Source organism: Pseudovibrio sp. WM33, assembly GCF_001623165.1.
Classification (GTDB): Bacteria; Pseudomonadota; Alphaproteobacteria; order Rhizobiales; family Stappiaceae; genus Pseudovibrio.
In genome coordinates this window covers 95,040-111,608 of record NZ_LMCK01000039.1, presented here as the reverse complement: position 1 = coordinate 111,608, position 16,569 = coordinate 95,040, and the positions used below count along the sequence as shown (strand labels likewise).

Below are 16,569 nucleotides of genomic sequence, written 5' to 3'. Positions count from 1 at the left end.
TGGCCAAGGTTATCGCAGTAAGCTATGAGATGATAACGTCTTGCATGCAGCCTTTAATCCGTTCAAATCAAGCAATTTCCGCTTGTTTAGAAGCGCTGGCGATTGCGCGCAGGCTACTCATTTCTGAGGACGTCGGCGAGGCGCCGGACGGCAAACGAACTCCCGGCAAAGTGCAAACATCAAGCATTTCCTTCACCACACCTCTAAACCGAATCCATTCCACCACATCCCCTGTGGCAAGGTTGATGACCTGCACGCCGCACCATGGGTCTGCATCGCGTTTCTTCAACTCCTCATCCAACGGCAGGCCTTTGAATGAACCGTCACGCGGCAGGGAGAGGCCAACGATGGCATGATTGTTGTGAAACGCCAGTCCACGTGCAAACCCCGGCAGGAAACAGCGTGGCTGAAATGTGCCGCTGGCAAGGTCAATAGTGCCAAGATAGCCCGTGCCTGAGTTAACCACCCACAGCTCACCCTCATGCCAACGCGGTGAGTGCGGCATGGAGAGTTTTTCGGTAATGACTTCATTACTGGTAATATCGATCAGACAGCCGCCTTCCTCCCGACGGTCCCGCCACCCGTTGATCACATCTGCCCGGCTGACCATGGTCACATAAGCTGGTTTGCCATCCCTAAGCGCAATGCCATTCAGATGACATTGATCCTCAGCAGCGTGTTTGGAGATGAAGTCAGGTGTCCACCAAGGGGCAAAGGAGTGGATGGGATGCAAGGTCGACAAGCAGGAGTACATGGTGTTTGCGAACACGATACCACCATCGTCTGTGACCACGATGTCATGAATATCCAGATCACCCGTCGTATGCGCCACACGAGGTACATAATACTTGTCTGCATCCCCAACGCGTTGATCGTCCTCCAGAATATTCTCAAACCGGATCACCTGTTTGGCCGTACCAAGGATCAACCGTTGTGGTTCTGCCCAAAGGCCCATAGCACGACCCGTGCCGATGGCATGAAAATGAATACCGCCACTGGGTTTGACGCCAACCAGAAACAGCTGCCCTGTTTGATAGGAGGAAATGGCAAGCCAGACCTGATTGGTGCTGAGCCAGATCGCCATACCACGAGAGCACGAGATATCGTTGGGCTCCAACCGCGCCACTGGCTCTGCATTTTGCGCAGGGTTGTGTGTTGAACCAGCCATCTCATCCGCTTTTAGATTACGCTTGCAACAATCTGGGACTATAGGCCCATCCCGCAGGAGGGGCCTCAGCGAGTTATGAGGGCTCGATATCTACGAGGCTTAGAATTTGATCGTAAAATCTAACTCGATGACATGAATGGTCGCGTTGTCACCAAACTGACCATTGTATTCTGCGTTTACAAAGAGGTTGTCAGCAGCGCGGGCATCAAGCCCAACTTCCAGCTCAAATGCATCTTGAGAAATCGACGCCCCATCCACCCCAAAGGCAGTGCTGCCCGCAAAGGCCAGCAAGGCCGAAGGATCAACATCTCCATAGGCGTGGCGCCAGCTGAGGGAGGCACTGACGTTGAACCAGTCATGGACATTATAGGCACCCCCGCACACCCAGATTGGTGAAGGTGCTGTCAAAGCAGCCACCCTGCTTGGTTAAGGCCGCAGTTCCGCCATCCTCTGCGAAGCCATCCGTGTGCACGTCGATGTATGAGACCCCTAGGAATGGCTCAAACGCGAACGCATCCATGACGGGAATCTCATAGTTGGCCTCAGCATAAAACTGCCAGCCGCGGCCTTTATAGCTGCTGTGCTCGCGTTCATTGATGGTCGAGAAATCCACCGTTCGCGCGCCTTCAAGGAAGTGCCAATTGTAGATGCCTGCCAGAACAAACCCGATATCTTTAGCAACCGTCTCCCCATAAATGCCAATAGACCATGTGGTTGCTGAGCCGCTGGAGGAGCGGGCATCCTGCTTCACATTTGTGCGGCCATATCCACCAAGCACGCCTGCAAGCGTTTCCTCGGCAAACTCCCGATCATACCCAAACAGCAAACCGCCCAAACTGTTATCTAATGACGCCGTATCGCTGGTGCCAAACGTGTTGGACCACGCACCGTAACCAATACCCCAGAAGTCGTTCCGCCGATCTGCTTCCAGATCTGTCGGATCCTCAGGCGCAAAAGCTGCGGAGATGGAGCCAAGCGATGCATCAGCATTGAGGATACGGTTGTTGATCAATGTCATCCGGCGATAATTGTTCTCTACCAGCGCACCTTGAATGGAGGCATAGGTTTCGCCGGAAAGATCATCATAAGCCGCACGCGCCTCAGCTCCACTGGAAAGCCCAAGTATTGCCTGTGGGAGGGGCGCGGAAAGAGGCATACTGTCCAACCCAACACAAGCCACGGAGCGTTGGTTCTCCGTATCTGCAAACCCGCAAAAATTGTCTACAATGGCAGTTGCTATCAGGTTTACGAAGTTTGCACCGTAGGACAAACTCCAATCAATAAACAGCGTGTCTTCGACACTATCAAAAGTGCCTGTAACTCCTCCGAGCACTTCCAGAATCGTAAATGTGCTCCCTGATGTGAACGTGGCACCAGTGGTCGAAACAACACCTCCCTGCAAATTTGCAGAGCCCGAGATATCCAGCACATCCCAGTTGCTCATGCTGGAATCGAATGTAACGAGCAATGACCCGGTTGCTTCATTATCAAAATCACCTGTTATCACGGTGCTCTCGATACCGCTTTCGCCACCCGGAGAAATAAGACCGGCGTTTGTAAGCACGTTACCTGCCCCAAGAACAACCGAGGTTCCTGAGTTAAAAGTTGCCCCACTCAGGTTGTTGAAGGCGTTGGTGCCAGCATCCAGATCAATGCCATTGGTTGACGTCAGCGTGCCGGAGTTGTTGATGGTATCATCTCCGCCTCCTCCCTTGATGTCATCCGCCACACCAGTGATTGAGTTGGTGCCGTTCAAGGTAAATGTGGTGGCACCCACAGTTTGAATGTTGATACCAAACGACTGTGCATTGATGGTGCTGTTGGTCAGGTTGACCTGAAAGGTACTCGCAGGTGCAAGGCCATCTGAAATCAGTATCCCATCCGAGCTTGTGCCATTGGCATTGATCGTTCCGCTATGAGTTACAGTGGCGGTGTTCTCGGAGTACACCATGATACCATACGCGGCGTTGCCGCCTGTGGTGATGGTACCATTTTGGTCGATCGTGACAGCCCCAACGCCGCGAGCGCGTGCAAAAATACCGCGCGAGTCGTTACCAGCAGTGGTCAACGTTCCGACATGCGTGATGCTTACTTCTTCCGTCCCATCAGAACGCGCAAACAAAGCTGTACTTGATGTGTCCGCTGTATCGACATTACCGGTCTGCGTGATGGTTATGGCACCTGTACTACCACCTTGCGTGGTCGCATAGATCCCTTGAGCATACATATTGCCAGTCGTGGCAATATCACCAGTATGGGTGATCGTAATCTCTTCAGACAAAACAGCTTCGATACCTCGGCTGTAATAACCATCCGTTGTAATATCGTCAGTATGGGTGATTGTTACGGCATCAGCGTTCCTCACATCAACACCAGAGGCGTATTGGCTTATTGTCTGAATACCACCCATGTGCGTGATGGAGACATTCCCGCCACCGGGATCTACCTCAATTGCATTCCGGCCATCTGTCGAGATGATAAAATCACCTGTATCAATGTTGATCGTGATATCGCCGTTGGATTCAAATAAAATGCCTGAAAGAAAAACGGAGGGTGTGATGTTTGTCGTGACGTTTTCGATGATCAGATTAGTGTAAGTTCCTCCCGCTCCCCCGTCGATATCAACCCCAACTGACAAGTCACCCGATTGATCCGCTGACGGAACATTGAGGTTGGGGCGACACAGATTGCGCACGCGCTGGCATGATTGCCACGCTCGGCAGCACAATGATGGCCGTGGAAAGAAGAAGAGATTGATAGAAGCCACCAGAACACAACAACCGTGCCGGCTTGAAAGGTGTGACGCCGCCGCTCATTTAAACCCTTAAGACTACAAAAACTAAGGCACTTAAATCTCTCGAGATACGCCGAGTACTTGTCTCTTTCGTCTGACAGTGTGCAACTATGCTAAACAGATACACGTCAACAGGTTCACCTGAACTGCGAATGGATGCCATTGATAAGCGCAGACAAGCGATTTCGTTAACAAAGAGTTAAGAAGGGGCAGTAGCGAGGCATACTCTTGTCACAAGCTTTGAAAAGTGGGGGCACCGGTTCAGCTGGATTCAACTGACGAGGGACATAAGAGATTCTTAGCGGAGTCAAGCTGTAGAACTTACCCTTACATGCATGCGCTGAGCATATTGAGGACGCTCCAGAGACACTATTGCGCCAGTTCAATACGCGTTTTGCAGGCAATAAATGCTTCGTAACTCACTGTAGAACCGCAATTTTTGGAGTCATCAGTGGAAAGCCACTTAAACTCACATCACATATCAGTGAAGGTGCCTAATCAAAACAATCGATAAAGCATTCATTAACCTCTCTTCGTCTAGGGGATCTCCCTTATATTTGCTTAGGGGAGAGCATCATGTCATTTCTAGGAAGAGTTGCAGGCTATGTGTCTGCTGCCGTTGTGTTGGGGCTGACCTCATCTCCCTTGAGTGCTGCAGACATCAATTCGCTGAAAGAGCAATATCGCCGACCATTGGAAATTCCGTTTCCGGAGAGCGCACCATATTCTCCGCAGATGGCAACGCTTGGGAAGATGCTGTTCTTCGATCCTCGCTTGTCTGGCAATAAAAACATCAACTGCGTCAGTTGTCATAACCCATCCTTTGGTTATGAAGTGCCTGTTCCGACTGCTGTTGGGTCAGCCAACACTCTGCTTGGGCGTCAGGCTCCAACAGTCCTCAACGCTGCCTGGGTTGCACCTATGTTTTGGGATGGCCGTGCCGAGACGTTGGAAGAGCAGGCCGCTGGACCGATCACCAATCCGGAAGAGATGGACGGCAAGTTTGAAGCCATCGTCGAGATCCTGGATGAGATCCCCGGTTACAACAAATGGTTTGGCCTTGTCTTCCCGCAGGATGGCATCACACGCGACACTGTGCTGACCGCAATCGCCACGTATGAGCGCACGGTTGTTTCCGGCTGGTCTCCGTTTGACCGTTGGGTTGAAGGAGACGAGGGTGCGATCTCAACCTCTGCAAAACGTGGGTTTGAACTGTTTAACAGCAAAGGCAATTGCGCAGTCTGCCATAGAGGATGGAACTTCACGGACAACAAGTTTCATGACATTGGCACACCAACCGAAGACATTGGCCGCGGGCTTTATGAGGAAGACAATCCCAAAGCTCAGTTTGCTTTCAAAACTCCGGGCCTGCGCAATCTGACCTACCGTGCGCCATTCACTCACAATGGCAGCATTCCTGATCTGGAAACCATGATCGCGCATTACAATGCTGGCGGCATTGAGCGTCCATCCCGATCCGAGCATGTACGTCCGCTTGACCTGTCTGAACGGGAAGTTCAGGACCTCAAGGCATTCCTTGTTTCGCTCACCGCCGAGCGGACTGAAACACCAATGCCAACGCTGCCAAACTAAGGACCGGATCCATGACTATTCGCAGTAAAATCTTCATTCCGATCCTGAGCCTCATCATTGTCGCTATGGCGCTGATGGCATTCCTCGTCTGGCAGGCAGCCGAAGGCCGTGAAAATCTTGGTCGTGTAACGCTGAAAGCGCTGGAAGCACAGCGCCTTTCCTTCACCATTGTCAACCACTTCGAGCATGCCAAAGAAGTTGTCGATACAACTCTGGCCATGACCACTTTCATTGAGCCTGAAGAATTTCGCCGCGAGTTCAAAGACATCAACGCGTCTCTGGGTATGGACATTGAGGAGACGTTAGAGGTCGCGCTCAATGACGAGATGCAGCAGGCCGTTGTTTCAGCGCAGACCAGCTTTAAAAACTGGAGTAAAGATGCGGCTATCCTGCTGGGTATTACACCATCCCGCATGATCCCGACCAAAGAGAAGATCGAGCGCCACAATCAGGCACTTCGGGCTTCCATCAACGCGATTGTATCATCCACCGTTACCGCCAGTCAGTCAGCACTTGCGCAGGCCAATGCGGATGCACGGCGGCTGAACATCATTTCCCTCAGCTTTGCGTTGATCGCAGGTCTTGGCGGACTTGGCTTTGCTCTCTGGCTCGCCAACAGCCTCAGCAAACCAATCGTCTCGCTCACCTCCAAGATGGATGAGCTTGCTTCCGGTGCAGTTGATGTGGACCTTAATCTTGCCGCCCGCAAGGATGAAATCGGCAAGATGCAGGACGCGGTCATGGTGTTCCGAGAGAACGCAATCGCCCGACGTGAGCTGGAAGAACGCGCTAAAACAGAGCGCTCCCGCGAGCAATCGCGCCAACAACAAAAAGAAGAGGTTGTCGAGCAGTTCCGCGTGGTTCTGGAACGCAATGTATCCATGCTTTCTAACCAGTCTATGGAAATGCGCAGTTCCTCTGAGCGCTTGTTCGACGTTGCCAATCAGGCAACCCAGCAAGCCAACAGCGCAGGCGAAGCCTCTGCCAGTGCGTCACAAAACGTAGAGACCGTTGCAGCGGCAGCGGAGGAGCTGTCTGTTTCTATTCAAAAGATCTCCAGCCAATCCACACGCGCCAACACGCTGGTGACGTCCACCTCTGAAATCGCGCAGACCACGGACAACGAAGTCATTGCCCTTGCGAAGTCCGCTGAGCAAATTGGCACCGTTCTCAACCTCATCCGCGACATCGCCGAGCAAACCAACTTGCTGGCGCTCAACGCAACCATTGAGGCTGCGCGGGCAGGGGACGCGGGCAAGGGCTTTGCGGTGGTGGCAACAGAGGTGAAAACCCTGGCAAGCCAGACAGCGCACGCCACCGAGGAAATCTCAGCGCAGATCAACGGTATTCAGAGCTCCACTCGCAGCACCGTCGAAGCCATTGGCTCTATCACGGCGGCAGTGAAAGAAATCAGCGAGCTGACCTCCTCAATCTCTGATGCCGTTGAACAGCAGCAAATGGCAACCGCAGAGATTGCCGAGGCCGTTCAGGCAGCATCCGACGGAACTGCATTGGCCGCCAGCAACGTTGTTTCTGTCAGCGGCGCAATCAACGAAACAACCACTGAAGCCGGAGCAGCCAACAAGTCTTCAGCCTTGCTGGAGCAAGTCACCAACGACCTCTCCGCCGAAGTAGACACCTTCCTCACCCGCATCGCAGAAGAAGACACCCAACGGGCTGTCCGAGCTTAAGCGCAACACATAAAACCTGAACTGCTGTAAAAGGCAGTTCAGGCCCACTATGCTGCTCACCCATCGCACCCAAAACACAAATTCCACCTGTGTTACAAATCCGTACAATTTTTGGGTTGCGTGATTTCCATATTAGAATATTAGAAAATAATAATTAATAAGTCACAGCAGAGGTGGTCCTGTGACCCATCACAATGCGCCAAACGAAGATTTGCCTTTGGAAGACACGGGCATTTCGTCTATTTCGGGTAATGCTCGTAAGGGCTTGCCATTCAAGCGGATTATTCTGCTTGTCCCTGTCTTCATTGCTATCATGTTCACTGGTGGTGTCATGGGCATGTACTTCCAACCCGCTGGCCTACGCCTGTTTTATGAGATGACAGGGCTAGAGCCGGGCGGTGGAAGCAATCAGAAAATTGCCGTTCCAATCAACACGACAGTGACCAAGGAAGACATCAAAGCGCTGGAAGCAGGCGCTGTGGTGGCACTTGGTAAGCTGATCCCGCGGGACGGCGTTTCTACCATCGCTTTGCCATTCGGAGCAGGGGATGCCCGCATTGCTGAGTTGCCAATCTCAGTCGGTGATTGGGTTGAGACAGGCACTGTGCTCGCCTTGTTGGACAATCGCCCTTCACTGGAAGCCAGTGTTGAGGCAGCCAAGGCGGAAATCGCGGTTTCTGAAGCTTCCCTCCGGCAGGTGCAGCTCTCTATCACAGCCAGCCAGGTGGAGAACGAAGCTGATCTCAACCGCTCCAAAACCAACGCGGATCTGGCACAGGCGGAACTGGAGCGCACCAAGTCTCTGTTTGCCCGCAAGGTTGTTACACAAGCGCAACTGGACCGCGCAGAAGCTGAGGCTGAAAGCGCTTTACTGGATGTAACTCGCAAGGTGGCAACCTTGCAGCGCTACAGTGGTTCAGCCGATCTCTCTCAGGCGGATGTAGAACTCGCCAAACGCAAGTTACAATCTGCTGCAATCGCTTTGCGCACCGCTGAAGTAAACCTCGAAAAATCTGTTGTCCGTGCACCGTTTGATGGCACCGTGCTGGATCTGTTGGTGCAACCCGGTGAGCGCCCGTCTTCTGCTGGCCTCATTGAGTTTGGCAACACCCGCGAAATGACTGCGGAAATGGAGATTTACCAGAACCAGATTGGCCGTCTGAACATTGGCGATGCCGTTATATTACGCGCAGAAGCTTTGACGCAGGAACTGCGCGGAACGCTGACAGAGATCGGGCTGATCGTCGGACGACAAAACATCATTAGCGTAGACCCCGCCGCAAACACGGATGCCCGTGTGGTGACAGTTGTTGTGACGTTGGACGAGACATCATCTGAACTGGCGGCGAACCTCACCAACCTGGAGATCCTCGGATACTTTCAGCCAGTAAACGATGGGGCAGCGAAGTGACCCGTTTTCTCACATGGATGCTGGGCCGATTGCCTATTGGTTGGTTGCAGCTGACGCACAACAAAGGCCGCTTTGCCGCCGCACTGACTGGGGTGGCTTTTGCCAACGTGTTGGTGTTCGTGCAGCTCGGCATGATGGGGGCTCTGACTGGCTCCACTTTGCAGCCCTATGAGCTGTTTGAGGCGGACATTCTGATTTCCGCATCTGATGCCAAGTCTCTCACCGAAGGCGGCAATGTTGCTCGTGTGCACATGCTGCAAGCGCTGACCCTGCGGGAGGTCGCAGCAGCAGCTCCTGTTTACATTGCCAAGGTGGACTGGCGCGTGCAGAAAGACCAGATCGCTGGTTTGCAATTGGTTGGGCTTCCCATCGAAGCCATTGATTTCATGGCTCCGGTCCTACGCCCTCAGTTTTTGCAGTTGGCTTTGCCCGATACTGCACTGGTGGACCGCAAAACACGCGGTGGAACAGAGGAATTCTTCAACTCACTTTCACCTGAAACACCAGCTGTGTTTGAAATGAACAACCGTCAGATCAAGCTGATCGGCACCTTGCAGATTGGCGCTGGGTTCAGTGCAGATGGCAATTTAGTGATGTCTGACCAGAGCGTCCTGCGGCTCTCACCCTCCCGTAGTTCCGGAGCACCAGACCACATCTTATTGAAGGTGCAGGAAGGTGCTTCTGTTGAGCGGACAGTTGAACTGCTGAAGCAGGTATTGCCTACAGATACCTTGAAAATCCGCAGTTTCGCCAAAGCAGCATCCGACGAACAAGCCTACCAAACCTCAGAAAAGCCAGTGGGCATCATCTTCGGGTTTGGCACCATCATCGGCGTGCTGGTGGGCATCGTCATAGTATATCAGGTTCTCAGCACGGATGTGGCCGATCACCTGAAGGAGTATGCAACCTTCAAAGCGATGGGGTTTAGTGAAGGGTTCTTCCTCAGCATCATCTTTGAGGAAGCCATGGTCCTTGCGGTGCTTGGGTTCTTCCCCGGGGTGTTTGCTGCCATGGGCATTTACAAGATGCTGGCATTGAAATCCGGTCTGCCGGTGGGGCTCACTCTGGCGCGAGCGCTCATTGTCTTCCTCGGCACGTTGGCCGCCTGTGCACTTTCTGGAACCATTGCAACGCGTCGATTGGCTCATGCTGATCCAGCTGACCTGTTTTAGGAGGCGCAGATGATGTCATACACACCACATGCTCCAATCAACGTCTCCGGTCTCAACCATTGGTTTGGCGAGGGGGAAGCCCGCAAACAAGCTATATTCGACGTTAACTTCGAGATCGAAAAAGGCAGTTTGACCGTGCTGATGGGTCCGTCCGGGTCCGGCAAAACCACGCTATTGACGCTCATGGGTTGCCTACGTGATGTACAGAAAGGCCAACTCGCCTTACTGGGGCATGAACTGCACAGTGCAGACGAGACGATGAAGATCATGTTGCGGCGACGCCTTGGCTTTATCTTTCAGGCGCATAATTTGCACGAAAGCCTGACGGCGACCCAGAACGTACTGATGGGGTTGCAGGTTCACCAAAACGGCGTGAAGGCAACCGTTGATGCGGCACAGCAGGAGAAGGCTGCGCGGCATATGCTCAGCATTTTAGGTTTGGAAGATCGCAGTGATTATCTGCCCGCCCATCTTTCCGGCGGACAGAAACAACGCGTTGCTATCGCGCGCGCACTGGTTTCCTCACCAGATATCATCTTTGCAGATGAGCCGACGGCTGCTCTGGACAAGGACACCGGGCTAACAGTGGTCAAGCTGCTCAAAGAGCTGGGAGAGAAGCGTGGCATCACCACGGTGATGGTTACTCATGACAACCGTATCCTGCAATTGGCAGATCGTATTCTGACCATGGATGAGGGGCATCTGGTTGAGGAAGCTGTGCCTGCATGATCTCTCAAACGAATACATGCAAGCGCCCGTTACACCTTGCGACAAACTATTACAACATTCCCGTTGAAGCGATAGTTGGCTCAACTATTCCAACCTCAAGCAAGCTCAAATCATTCTTATACGGGTATATACATAACTAGAACAAGCAAAGACAAGAAATAGATAATGGCAGCCAATGCGGCGCCAGAAGATTTATTTCAGATAGAACAATCAAAACAAAAACACCCCCATCAAATACTAGGCAATCACCAAACACGGAGAAATCCATGCGTAAACTATTGATCACTGCGCTGGTCGCTATGACTGCAACTTCAGCTTTTGCAGCAGACACAACCAAAGACGACGTCGTAGAAGCCCGCCGCGCTTACTTTACTCTGCTTGGGCATGATATGGGCGCTTTGGCAGCCATGGCAAAAGGCGAAGTTGAGTACAGTGCTGAAAAAGCAAAAGCGGCTTCTGGCAACATGATGACTGTTGCCAGCTACAATGCAGCTGGCCTGTACACTCCAGGCACATCCAACGCCGACCTGCCGGGCAAAACCCGCGCCCTTCCGGTGATCTGGGAAGACATGGCTGGCTATCAGGCCAAGGGAAAAGAATTCTATCAGGCACTTGTTGCATTGAATGATGTCGCTGGCGAAGGTCGTCCTGCATTGGGCAAAGCACTCGGCAAACTTGGCGGCACCTGCAAAGGCTGCCACAAAGAATTCCGCGCGAAGGACTTCTAAAAATGACGGTAGCGAGCGCTGATCATTCCTTGGAAACGCAGAAGAAAACAGGAGCCCCTGTTTGGGACCTACCACTGCGCCTGTTCCATTGGCTTTTCGCAGGCAGCGTTGCCGCCGCGTGGGGTTTGGGCAAGTTTGGGCCAGACGTTATGACGCTGCATTTTTGGTTTGGCTATGCAGTGCTCGCCCTCATTGCATTCCGACTGATCTGGGGTTTCATTGGCTCAGAGACAGCTCGTTTCTCAAGCTTTGTTTACAGCCCCAAAACGCTGTTCTCCTACATCGCAAAACTGCCAAAACGGCAGGCAAGCAACTGGAAGGGACATAACCCGCTTGGCGGCCTGTTCGTTTCCTTTTGCTTGGAGTGATTGGAGCGCAGGCAGCACTGGGTCTGTTCGCAGATCCGGAGGATTACATCAATGTTGGGCCATTGGCCTCGTGGGCGGGGATAGACAGCGCCCGCACTGCATTGGCGTGGCATGGCATATTAGCCCGTGCAACGCTCATTCTGGTGGTTCTGCACGTGGCAGCGATCTTCTTCTACCGTTTGTGGAAGCGGGAAGATCTTGTCACCCCTATGATCAAAGGCTCTCGAAAAGCCAAGTGATCTTCGCAATAATCAAGCCAGGGCAGCAACATCTGCTCCGGCTTTTTCTTTGCCTAAGAGGTTTCAGTTTCCAGTGCCTTAGCCGTCCGCTTGATCAGCGGTTCCTCAATCGGGTTATTTTCTATCATCCAGGGTTTGTAGCTGATCTCCGGATTGCTCGCCCGCTTAAGCACACTCGGATGAACGTGCGGTTGCCCGCGTTCTCGTGCGTTCATGTCCAGCCGCGGCCACATTCTTTGCTTCACTTTGTAGATGTACTCAAAGATGCCTTCACGCGGATTGTGGATCGTGCCTGTCTCATCCGGATTCAAATTAGCAACCAGCGCTTTGCGACTGCTTTCATGAATGCGCAATCCATTTCGTTCTGCGTGCTCCAGCATCCAATTGAATGTGATGTCTGAAAGTCGGGAATCCTCATAGCCACCGCCAATATCAGTGTGCACACCTGCAAACCAGGTCTGCTGCATGATCTGGTTTGGCGCTGTACTCTCATTCCACAGGACAGGATGGAACACCTCACGCTCATCATCAATGGATAGGGCCTGGTAAGCATTCTTCACGGCTGCAGGCAATGTCAGGTCATGGAACTCATGTTTGAAGCCGGGGAGCTTATTGATGGCAGCGGAAAGGGATTTCCATGGCAAGCCAAGCGCTGCGACCGTATCCCACACGCCGATAAACTCAACATCTGCCCACATATTGTGGTGCTTTTCGCGAAATTCCTGTGCTTTGGCTTTTCGCGCATGACAATCACTGATCTGGTAAATCTTGTAGGCTTTGGCGATCAGTTCTGGTCGGGATTTTGGCAGGATGCCGAACATCTCGATGAAGCCTGCAAGGCTACGCACAGTGGTGGCGCCGCGGCTGAAGCCGAACAGGTAGATCTTATCCTTGGCCTGATAATTCTCGAAGATAAACTGATAGCATTCCATCAGGTTCTTGCTGATGCCAAGCCCGGTCGCATTGCCCAGTAGACGCGTAACACGAGAGCGGTGCGCTTTCGTGCCCAATCCGCGATCATAAAACAGCACTTGCCGTTTGGTTCTGTTTTCGCAAATCCTGAAGAGCTTATAGACGTTCGTGTCCGGACCTTCGCCGCCCTCCTGACCGGTTCCGTCTGAAAACACCACTATGTTCTTTGCCATGGCCAACCTCCCAAAACTGCAGTGTCACTTAAACTTAATCAGCAAACGCAGGTAAGTACAGCTTATGCGAGTACCCACACTTCATGCACCCCACACATTCTCATGAGCCAAACAAAAAGAAACCCGGAGAGGGGGATCTCCGGGCTTCTGTTTTAGAAGAGAGGGTTCGGATGGAGGTGGCCGTCCTAGCCCTTATGCTTCTGGCAAAAAGGCCAGCCCCTCTTCTTTGAGGTGGATGAAGGCTTCTGCGCCTGTTGGAATAACCGTTGCACTCAGGTTGTGATCAATGGCGAACAACTTGCCAAATCCAGTGTTGAGGGAGTACTGGATCTGGTTGCCGAGATAAGCTGCGTAAGCAATGCCCGCAGCGATGCCATTGGTCCCATCTTGTGTAACGGTGATGCCTTCTGGACGGATCGCCAGCTTACCGTGCTGACACGCTGGACCAGAGTAAGGCAGAACAACAGAGGCCCCACCAACTTTCAGTGAAACTGTGCCTTCACTGAAACCTGCAATCTCACAATCCACCACGTTTGCATCACCAATAAAGTCCGCAATAAATGCAGAATTCGGCTGGTTGTAGAGCTCTCGCGGAGTACCAGACTGTGCAATCTCCGCTTTGTTCATCACGATGATGCGGTCAGAAACAGCCATCGCTTCTTCCTGATCGTGCGTCACATAGACAGCGGTCAGGCCAAGCTTCTGCTGAATTTCGCGGATCTCTTCACGTACATGACGACGCAGTTTCGCATCAAGGTTGGAAAGCGGTTCATCGAGCAACAGCACTTCCGGTTCCAGCACAACAGCGCGAGCAACTGCCACGCGCTGCTGCTGACCACCGGAAAGCTCACTTGGCAGGCGCTCGCCGTAACCAGCCAGACCAACCATCGCCAAGCCTTCTTCTGCTTTGGCTTTGGCTTCCTTGGCAGGCACCTTATTGACGCGCAGGCCGTAGGACACGTTGTCGACCACGCTCATATGCGGAAAGAGCGCGTAGGACTGGAACACCATGGACACGTTGCGGTACGTCGCCGTTAGATGCGTGACGTCCTTGCCTCCGATGAAGATGGTGCCTTCAGTTGCGGCTTCCAGCCCGGCGATGAGACGCAGAGTGGTGGTTTTGCCGCAACCACTTGGGCCCAGCAGAGTGACAAGCTCACCCTGCTGGATTTCTAGGTTGAGAGGCTTCAGCGCGGTGACAGAACCGTATTTTTTGACGACATCCCGGAACTGTACAGAGCCTGCTTTTTGCATAATAGACATGATTTACTCCAGAAACTCTAGGATTAAGCTGAAGCCAGCTCTTTGTTTTTGTTTGAGGTTTGCAGACGGTTCTGACGACGCAACTTGCGCTGCCCAATGACGACCTGCAGCAGCAGGATTGCCACGAGCATGGTGATGATCAGCACAGAGGAGTACGCAATCGCGATGCCGTACTCACCATGTTCAACACGGCCCACGATGAACGAGGTTGCCATGTTGTGGCGCGCACTCACCAGGAAGATCACCGCACTCACAGACGTGATGGCACGAACGAAGCTATACGCCAGAGCTGCGAGGATTGCAGGCCCCATCAAAGGCAGGATCACTTTGCGAACAGTGGTAAAACTGTTTGCTCCAAGCGTGATGGAAGCTTCATCAAGGCTCTTATCAAGCTGGGACATCGCCGCGATACCACCGCGCACACCCACTGGCATGTTGCGGAACACAAATACGATGATCAGGATGATGCTGGTGCCAGTCAGTTCAATTGGTGGTGTGTTGAAGGCCATGATGTAAGCCACACCAATCACAGTGCCCGGAATTGCAAAGCTGAGCATTGTGCTGAACTCAAACAGGTTCTTGCCAGCAAACTTTTGACGCACCAGCAGGTAGGCAGTGAGCAAACCAACGACAGCGGTGAGTGGAGCCGCGATGGTGGAGATGGTGAGCGTGGTGAAGTAACTGTCCCACGCCACACCCGTCCAGCGGATACCGTTGTTAAAGCTGACAGAGAATGCCCGAATGTAGTGATCCAGCGTGAAGGTGTTGTCATAACCCCAAAGCTTCACGAAGCTGCCGAATACGATCATGGAATAGACGACGGCTGTGAACGCTGCCCATGGCAATGCAAAGCCGTAGCATGTCCATTTAAGCGCAGAGTTCAGCGGCGAATGCTGGCCGGAGTCAGCCTTGCCTGTCACAGTCGCATAGGATTTTTTGCCAAGCCACAAGCGCTGCGCCACGAAGGCAGACAGGGTGAGCATGAGCAAGACGACAGCCAGAACAGCCGCTCTGGATGGGTCAGCCACAGCACCGACAATGGCAAAGTAAATCTCAGTAGACAGGACGTTGAAGTTGCCACCCAGCACCAACGGGTTGCCGAAGTCGGCGATACTTTCAATGAAACCAAGCAAGAAGGCATTCGCCAGACCCGGACGCATCAGAGGCCATGTGACGTTCTTGAAGGTCTGCCACTGAGTAGCGTTGAGGGTTTGAGAGGCTTCTTCCATGGAAGGGCTGACGCCCTCAACCACACCGATGAGTACAAGGAAGGCAATCGGCGTAAAGGAAAGCAGCTGCGCGAGATAAATGCCAGAGAAACCGTAGAGCCAACGGCTTTTCGAGATGTCAAAAACATCATGCAGCACATCTGTCACTACACCAGCGCGGCCGAACATGAGGATCAGCGCCAGACCAATCACAAAGGGAGGAGTGATGATTGGAATAATGGTGAGAATGCGCAGCAGCTTTTTCGCAGGAAACGCGGTTTTGGTCGCGACCAGCGCAAAGGCAAGGCCGAGGAGGGTTGTACCAGCACCGGTGAGCACTGCGAGGAAAACAGAGTTCCAGGCCGGACCACAGGTTTTGCCGCCAGCAAGGCAGGCAAGGCTCCAGATATCACTGGAGAAGAAGCGTGTGAAGAAGGCAGTTATGTCGATGCTGCCATCTGACACTTGAAAGGCGCGGATGAGGATTTGGGAAACCGGATAGAAAACAAAGGTAATCACCAAAGCAATAATGAGGCCGATGCTGCCAACGATGAACGCATCACCGCGGCCCTGACCAAGACCAGAAATGCTTGTGGTGAGGATAAAGAGGAGAGCCCCAGCGGTGATCATCGCCCCAGAGCCAAAGCCAACCTGACCTGCTGCCGCTGAACCGAAGTTGAGGGCATCAGCGAACAGTTCCGGCCCGACTCTGCCAATTGCAAAGCCCTGCGCAAACAACAGAGCAAGGCCTGTCATAGACAGAATAACAAGGGCCTTTGCCCGGGTTCGCTCATCTTTCAGCAAAGCAAACGACAGGCCGATACCGACGAATGCCAATGCTAATGGAACAAACCACCAGCGGCCATAAAGCAGAGCTTGGAAGAGGGCAGGTGCGGCGTCTTCGCTAAGGAACTCGCTGAACAACCAGCTAAAAGACCAAAAGCCGCTTTCTACTGAGTACCAGGGAAATATGCAAAATCCCACTATTCCGGCGGCGAGCCAGAGCGCAATTGTCTTTCGCATGATGTTGATCCGAGAGTTTTGTATTGGCGCGAGCGCG

14 protein-coding genes are annotated in these 16,569 nt (G+C 52.9%); 8 read left to right on the top strand and 6 right to left on the bottom strand.

The features are described 5' to 3' along the window. Positions 1–67 precede the first annotated feature (67 nt). From PsWM33_RS08260 to PsWM33_RS28650, 3 genes are all read right to left on the bottom strand, one after another. Positions 68–1,168: a TIGR03032 family protein gene (locus PsWM33_RS08260; protein ID WP_063299868.1), complete on the bottom strand. Its 1,101-nt coding sequence runs from the start codon at positions 1,166–1,168 to the stop codon at positions 68–70. Positions 1,169–1,267: 99 nt separating this feature from the next. Beyond that, positions 1,268–1,576, bottom strand: coding sequence for an autotransporter domain-containing protein (locus tag PsWM33_RS28655; protein ID WP_208994467.1), 309 nt, complete (start codon positions 1,574–1,576; stop codon positions 1,268–1,270). Next, a complete protein-coding gene (locus PsWM33_RS28650; protein ID WP_208994466.1) occupies positions 1,533–3,806 on the bottom strand; it encodes an autotransporter outer membrane beta-barrel domain-containing protein in 2,274 nt (757 codons plus the stop codon). The genes PsWM33_RS28655 and PsWM33_RS28650 overlap by 44 nt, the downstream gene beginning before the upstream one ends. A gap of 732 nt (positions 3,807–4,538) precedes the next feature. Between PsWM33_RS28650 and PsWM33_RS08250 the strand changes: the two genes are divergently transcribed. The 8 genes from PsWM33_RS08250 to PsWM33_RS28640 all read left to right on the top strand — a co-directional run bounded on the left by PsWM33_RS08250 (position 4,539) and on the right by PsWM33_RS28640 (position 11,893). Then, positions 4,539–5,555, top strand: coding sequence for a cytochrome-c peroxidase (locus tag PsWM33_RS08250; protein ID WP_063295801.1), 1,017 nt, complete (start codon positions 4,539–4,541; stop codon positions 5,553–5,555). A gap of 11 nt (positions 5,556–5,566) precedes the next feature. Continuing rightward, a complete protein-coding gene (locus PsWM33_RS08245; RefSeq protein WP_063299867.1) occupies positions 5,567–7,246 on the top strand; it encodes a methyl-accepting chemotaxis protein in 1,680 nt (559 codons plus the stop codon). Between the two features lie 181 nt (positions 7,247–7,427). Further along, positions 7,428–8,657, top strand: a complete 1,230-nt coding sequence (locus PsWM33_RS08240; RefSeq protein ID WP_063299866.1) for an HlyD family efflux transporter periplasmic adaptor subunit — start codon at positions 7,428–7,430, stop codon at positions 8,655–8,657. Further along, complete coding sequence (locus tag PsWM33_RS08235) at positions 8,654–9,829, top strand: FtsX-like permease family protein (protein WP_063299865.1); 1,176 nt, start codon at positions 8,654–8,656, stop codon at positions 9,827–9,829. The genes PsWM33_RS08240 and PsWM33_RS08235 overlap by 4 nt, the downstream gene beginning before the upstream one ends. Before the next feature lie 9 nt (positions 9,830–9,838). Then, on the top strand, positions 9,839–10,558 hold the full coding sequence (locus PsWM33_RS08230) for an ATP-binding cassette domain-containing protein (protein WP_244276669.1): 720 nt from the start codon (positions 9,839–9,841) through the stop codon (positions 10,556–10,558). A 266-nt stretch (positions 10,559–10,824) separates the two neighbouring features. Next, positions 10,825–11,286: a c-type cytochrome gene (locus PsWM33_RS08225; protein ID WP_063299863.1), complete on the top strand. Its 462-nt coding sequence runs from the start codon at positions 10,825–10,827 to the stop codon at positions 11,284–11,286. A 2-nt stretch (positions 11,287–11,288) separates the two neighbouring features. Further along, the gene (locus PsWM33_RS28645) at positions 11,289–11,654 is read left to right on the top strand and encodes a cytochrome b/b6 domain-containing protein (RefSeq protein ID WP_208994465.1); all 366 of its coding nucleotides are present in this window, start codon (positions 11,289–11,291) and stop codon (positions 11,652–11,654) included. After that, positions 11,651–11,893, top strand: a complete 243-nt coding sequence (locus PsWM33_RS28640) for a cytochrome b/b6 domain-containing protein (protein ID WP_208994463.1) — start codon at positions 11,651–11,653, stop codon at positions 11,891–11,893. The genes PsWM33_RS28645 and PsWM33_RS28640 overlap by 4 nt, the downstream gene beginning before the upstream one ends. Positions 11,894–11,946: 53 nt before the next feature. Here the strand turns inward: PsWM33_RS28640 and PsWM33_RS08215 are convergent, their stop codons facing one another. The 3 genes from PsWM33_RS08215 to PsWM33_RS08205 all read right to left on the bottom strand — a co-directional run bounded on the left by PsWM33_RS08215 (position 11,947) and on the right by PsWM33_RS08205 (position 16,532). Then, positions 11,947–13,038 carry a DUF2235 domain-containing protein gene (locus PsWM33_RS08215; RefSeq protein ID WP_063299862.1) on the bottom strand — a complete coding sequence of 364 codons (1,092 nt, stop codon included), beginning with the start codon at positions 13,036–13,038 and terminating at the stop codon, positions 11,947–11,949. 192 nt (positions 13,039–13,230) lie between these two features. Beyond that, positions 13,231–14,301 carry an ABC transporter ATP-binding protein gene (locus PsWM33_RS08210; protein WP_063299861.1) on the bottom strand — a complete coding sequence of 357 codons (1,071 nt, stop codon included), beginning with the start codon at positions 14,299–14,301 and terminating at the stop codon, positions 13,231–13,233. Positions 14,302–14,324: 23 nt separating this feature from the next. After that, positions 14,325–16,532: an ABC transporter permease gene (locus PsWM33_RS08205; RefSeq protein ID WP_063299860.1), complete on the bottom strand. Its 2,208-nt coding sequence runs from the start codon at positions 16,530–16,532 to the stop codon at positions 14,325–14,327. Positions 16,533–16,569 lie beyond the last annotated feature (37 nt).

What these genes read in the sequence shown, in the direction of transcription:
- PsWM33_RS08205 (WP_063299860.1), bottom strand. Translation starts at nt 16,532, where the DNA reads ATGCGAAAGACAATTGCGCTCTGGCTCGCCGCCGGAATAGTGGGATTT.
- PsWM33_RS28645 (WP_208994465.1), top strand. Translation starts at nt 11,289, where the DNA reads ATGACGGTAGCGAGCGCTGATCATTCCTTGGAAACGCAGAAGAAAACA.
- PsWM33_RS08225 (WP_063299863.1), top strand. Translation starts at nt 10,825, where the DNA reads ATGCGTAAACTATTGATCACTGCGCTGGTCGCTATGACTGCAACTTCA.
- PsWM33_RS08215 (WP_063299862.1), bottom strand. Translation starts at nt 13,038, where the DNA reads ATGGCAAAGAACATAGTGGTGTTTTCAGACGGAACCGGTCAGGAGGGC.
- PsWM33_RS08245 (WP_063299867.1), top strand. Translation starts at nt 5,567, where the DNA reads ATGACTATTCGCAGTAAAATCTTCATTCCGATCCTGAGCCTCATCATT.
- PsWM33_RS08260 (WP_063299868.1), bottom strand. Translation starts at nt 1,168, where the DNA reads ATGGCTGGTTCAACACACAACCCTGCGCAAAATGCAGAGCCAGTGGCG.
- PsWM33_RS08250 (WP_063295801.1), top strand. Translation starts at nt 4,539, where the DNA reads ATGTCATTTCTAGGAAGAGTTGCAGGCTATGTGTCTGCTGCCGTTGTG.
- PsWM33_RS08230 (WP_244276669.1), top strand. Translation starts at nt 9,839, where the DNA reads ATGATGTCATACACACCACATGCTCCAATCAACGTCTCCGGTCTCAAC.
- PsWM33_RS08210 (WP_063299861.1), bottom strand. Translation starts at nt 14,301, where the DNA reads ATGTCTATTATGCAAAAAGCAGGCTCTGTACAGTTCCGGGATGTCGTC.